Below are 4,311 nucleotides of genomic sequence, written 5' to 3' on the forward strand. Positions count from 1 at the left end.
GAATTAGGGCTGGCGCACAACAAGCAATTAGAGCCTGCTACGCGTCAGCCCTGCCTACCGACCGCCCTGAGGCTGCCACTTCATCAAGCGCTTCTCGCACTCGGTGACGATCCGGTCGAGTACGAGCGCGCAGACCGTGAGGACGAGGATGCCCGCCATGACGGTGTTCATGTCGAAGGTCGTTTCGGCCTGCAGGATCAGGTACCCCACGCCTTCGGCCGATCCGAGGTACTCGCCGATCACCGCCGCGACGAAGGCCATGCCGACGGAGGTGTGAAGGCTCGAGAAAACCCAACTCGTCGCCGACGGCAGGTAGACGTGGCGCAGGAGCTGCCTCGGAGAAGCGCCCAACATGCGGACCGAGTTGAGGACGGTCGGGTTCACCTCGCGCACGCCCTGGTAGACGTTGAAGAAGACGATGAAGAAGACCAGCGTGAAGCCGAGCGCGATCTTCGATGCGGGCCCAAGGCCGAACCAAACGGCGAAGATCGGCGCGAGGATCACGCGGGGCATGGAGTTGAGGCCCTTGATGAAGGGGTCGGCGACGGCCGCCGCCGTGGGCGAGAGTGCGAGCCAGAGGCCGGTGGCGAGCCCCGCGGCGGTGCCGATCACGAAGGCCATCACGGTTTCATAGAGCGTCACGGCGAGGTGCCGGTAGATCTCGCCCTCGACGAACCAGTCCTTGATGCGGGCGAAGATCTCGAGCGGCTCGCCGAAGAAGAAGGCCGCCTGGTCGTCGTTCGTGAAGAAGAAGGTCGGGACGAGGCCGGGCTTGGTCATCGCCCACCAGAAGATGAAGATGGCGGCAAGAAGCCCCCACTGCCAGATGCGGATCGTCATCGCGCTCTTCGGGCTCTGCATTTTCGTGTTCTCTTGTTCGGTTCGGGAGGAAAAAAAGGGATTGGTGCGGCGCGTCTCAGACGTGTGCGCGGTGCTCGCGGTAGGACTTCAGCACCTCGCCGCGCAGCACCTCCCAGATCGCCGCATGGCAGGTGTTGAATTCCGGGAGCATGCGGATTTCGGCGACGTTTCTCGGCCGCGGGAGCGTGATCGGGAAGCTCCCGATCGGGTGCGAGGCGGGACCGGCGGACATCACGACGACGCGGTCCGAGAGCGCGATCGCCTCGTCGAGGTCATGCGTGATGAAGAGCACCGCCTTCTTCTTTTCCTGCCAGAGGTTGAGGAGTTCGTTCTCCATGAGCTGCCGCGTCTGGATGTCGAGCGCCGAGAAGGATTCGTCCATCAGGAGGATGTCCGGGTCGGCGATCATCGTCTGCGCCATGGCGACGCGCTTTCTCATGCCGCCCGAGAGTTCGTGCGGATAGCGGTCGGGGAACTTCTCGAGCCCCACGCGCGCGAGCCAGTCCATGCCGCGCTCGGCCGCCTCGTACTCCGGGACGCCGCGGAACCTCAGGCTCATCGTGACGTTCTCGAGCGCGCTCGCCCAGGGCATCAGGCTCTCGGCCTGGAACATGTAGCCCGCGCGCCGGTTGAGGCCCTTGAGGGGCTCGCCGTAGATGAGCACCTCGCCTTCGGCGGGCTTCAGGAGCCCCGCGGCGGCGTTGAGGAGCGTGGACTTGCCGCAGCCCGTCGGGCCTACGACGCTCACGAACTCGCCGTCGCCGATCGAGAAGTTCACGCCTTCGGTGGCGGTGTAGACGCCGCCCGGCACGGGGAAGCGGCAGGCGATGTTTCTGAATTCAACGGCGGGGACGGTCTCGGAGGACATGATGGAGCGGGTTCAAAGGGGACGCGGGGTCTTAAAAAAAGGGGCGGCAAAGCCTCCGCGCGCGTCGTCGGGCGCGACGAAGGCGGATGGGGCCGGCGGGATGATCAGGCCGTCTTGACGGCGTCGGTGAAGCGGTTCGTGAAGCAGGCGGAGGCGTCGAACTTGAAGTCCGCGAGCTTGGGGTTGACCGACGAGAGCGCGTGGGCCGCGGCCTCGACGCAGCCGGCGGGGAAGCGCCCGTCGGTGGACATGGAAGGACGGTTGTTGGCGAAGCACTCCGCATAGAGGGCGGGGTTGCCGAGGAAGGCCGCACGGGGAACGGACTTCATCAGGGTTTCGGGCGAGGCCTTTTCGATCACCTTGAGCGCGCGCACGACGGCGTTCGTGATGCGCTGACACGTTTCAGGGTTTTCGTTCACGAAGCGTTCGGGCGCATAGAGGCACCCGCCCACCATCGGGCCGCCGTAGAGCGCGTCGGACTCGTTGATGCGGCGCGTGTCGGTGACGATCGTGATCTCCTTTTCGTCGGTCAACTGCGTGATCACAGGATCGAGCCCGACCAAGGCGTCGATCTGCCCGGCGCGCAGCGCCGCGATCGCACCCGCACCGGTGCCCACGCCGATCACGGAGAATTCATTGGGCTTCACGCCGGCGTGCCCCATCACGAAGTTCGCGATCACGTGGGTCGAGGAGCCCGGCGCCGAGACGCCGATGCGGCGGCCCTTGAGCGCCGTCGGGTTCTTCTCGTCCTTCATCGTGGCGCGGTTCATCACGAAGACGCACTGCGGCGCGCGGTCCTGCAGCACGAAGGCCGTCATGCGCTGGCGCTTGGGCTGCATCATCAGCGTGTGCTCGAAGGCGCCCGACACGATGTCGGCTGAGCCGCCCACAACCGCCTGGAGCGACTTCGAGCCGCCCTGGAAGTCCACGACCTTCACGTCGAGCCCTTCGTCCTTGTAGAAGCCCATCCATCCGGCGAGCGCCATCGGCAGGTAGTAGTAGAGGTACTGCCCGCCCACGGCGATCGTCACGGACTTCTTCTCGGGTTCGGCGGCAAAGACCGAACGCGGGAAGGCGGTGGAGACGCCCGCGGCCGCAATGGTGCAGGCGGCGAGGAACTGACGGCGGGTGATGGCGTGGAAGAAGTCGGACGTAAACATGATGATCGTTCCTGAAAAGTGGGCGAAGAGGCCTTGAAGAGGCCTTGAATAGGCCTGGGCAGAGGCGTCGAAAGAGACGGGCGGGCGCTCCGTTGAGCTTTGCGCCGCCCTTGGGGGGCTGCTTGAGGGAGGACGGGGGTGGCGGCGCCTTCAGCGCACCGGATCCGGGTCCTCCACCCTAAGTCGCAGCGGCCAGGCGCCGGGGAACGACCGGGAACCGGAGAGGACGCACGCGGCACCCGTGCACCCGCAGGGAGCCTGAGTGCAGTTCAAGGTGCATCCAAACATTGCAGTTTCTCCAGTTTCGTTGATGAATTGCTTTGAGTTTTAAGGAAACTCACTCGGCGTAATCTCCCGCCGTGCAGTGAATACTGCACCTTTTCATGTCGTTCGGCAAGGGCCGCCCGGCTTGAGGAACCCGATTTTCTAGGCACTTCGTCCTAGTTGACCGTGGATTCGTGCAAAAGAAGGGAAAATTCTTCTTCACGCACATGCAATCAACAAAGTTTTGGTGGCTTCTTTCCATAAGCATCATCAGGTTGCAAACATTTCTTCATCGTTTTAACGGAAAATCAGATCTGCAGAATCAGAATTTCCGCGGAAAATGAAGACTTTCCCGCAGCCGCGCCGGCTCCGAGGGGCGCACCGCGCACGGCGGAACCTCTGCCCGCGCGCTCTAGGCAGTCTTCCCATCGGAGCAACCGTCTATCTCCTCCCGGCAGTGCACAAACTCCGTGCATTTAATGCGGAAAACTCCGCTCGGGAGCAGAGCTCCGGGCGAATCCGCGCGGTTGCGGACTGTTAGGCTCGAAAGCGTCTTCTCCCCCATTCCACGGAGCACCTGCCATGACCACCGCCGTCCCCGTTCTGCGGCTCGCCGCTGCGGATTCCGTTCTCATCACCGCGCGCGAACGCTTCGCCGCGGGAGAGCTTCCCGTCTTCGGCTCGGTCTTCGCCGACCGCCAGACCGCCGGCCACGGCCAGTACGGCCGCGCCTGGGAGAGCCGCGAGGGGAACGTGCACGGCGCGGTGCGACTCCCCGCCAAAGGCGTCTGGGCCTCGCCCGCGTCGGCCGCGGCCCTCGCGGCCCTCATCGCCGATGAACTCAACGCCCTCGGGTTCCTCGTCCGGCTCAAGTGGCCCAACGACCTCGTCGTGCTTCAGGGCGGCCGGCCCGCAAAGGCGGGCGGCATTCTGATCGAGGAGCGCGGGGGGCTGCTCACCGCGGGCGTAGGGCTCAACCTCAACTGGGCGCCGCCGGTCGAGACGCTCCGCGAAGGGGCGGCCCTTCCTCCGGGACGGCTTGCCGACGCGGACCCGACGGAGTCCGCTCCCGCAGCGCGCGAAGCCGACTCCTTCGTCCTCTGGAACCGGATCGTGCGCAGGATCGCGGCCGAAGACCCGGCCGCGCTTCTTCTCGAC

The 4,311-nt window shown here is 65.1% G+C and carries 3 protein-coding genes and 1 pseudogene; 1 reads left to right on the plus strand and 3 read right to left on the minus strand.

Translation table 11 applies throughout. The features are described 5' to 3' along the window. Nucleotides 1–54: 54 nt before the first annotated feature. From ACT6Y9_RS09035 to ACT6Y9_RS09045, 3 genes are all read right to left on the minus strand, one after another. Complete coding sequence (locus ACT6Y9_RS09035) at nucleotides 55–780, minus strand: ABC transporter permease (protein WP_443744290.1); 726 nt, start codon at nucleotides 778–780, stop codon at nucleotides 55–57. A 136-nt stretch (nucleotides 781–916) separates the two neighbouring features. Continuing rightward, nucleotides 917–1,729 (minus strand): ABC transporter ATP-binding protein, encoded by an 813-nt coding sequence (locus ACT6Y9_RS09040; RefSeq protein WP_443744289.1) that lies wholly within the window; start codon nucleotides 1,727–1,729, stop codon nucleotides 917–919. Between the two features lie 104 nt (nucleotides 1,730–1,833). After that, on the minus strand, nucleotides 1,834–2,889 hold the full coding sequence (locus ACT6Y9_RS09045) for an ABC transporter substrate-binding protein (RefSeq protein ID WP_295479077.1): 1,056 nt from the start codon (nucleotides 2,887–2,889) through the stop codon (nucleotides 1,834–1,836). An 846-nt stretch (nucleotides 2,890–3,735) separates the two neighbouring features. On the opposite strand from ACT6Y9_RS09045, the pseudogene ACT6Y9_RS09050 reads away from it, so the two are divergent. Continuing rightward, nucleotides 3,736–4,311, plus strand: a pseudogene (locus tag ACT6Y9_RS09050) (biotin--[acetyl-CoA-carboxylase] ligase); the annotation flags it as partial.

The organism is Sutterella sp., from assembly GCF_052272535.1.
Taxonomy (GTDB): Bacteria; Pseudomonadota; Gammaproteobacteria; order Burkholderiales; family Burkholderiaceae_F; genus Sutterella.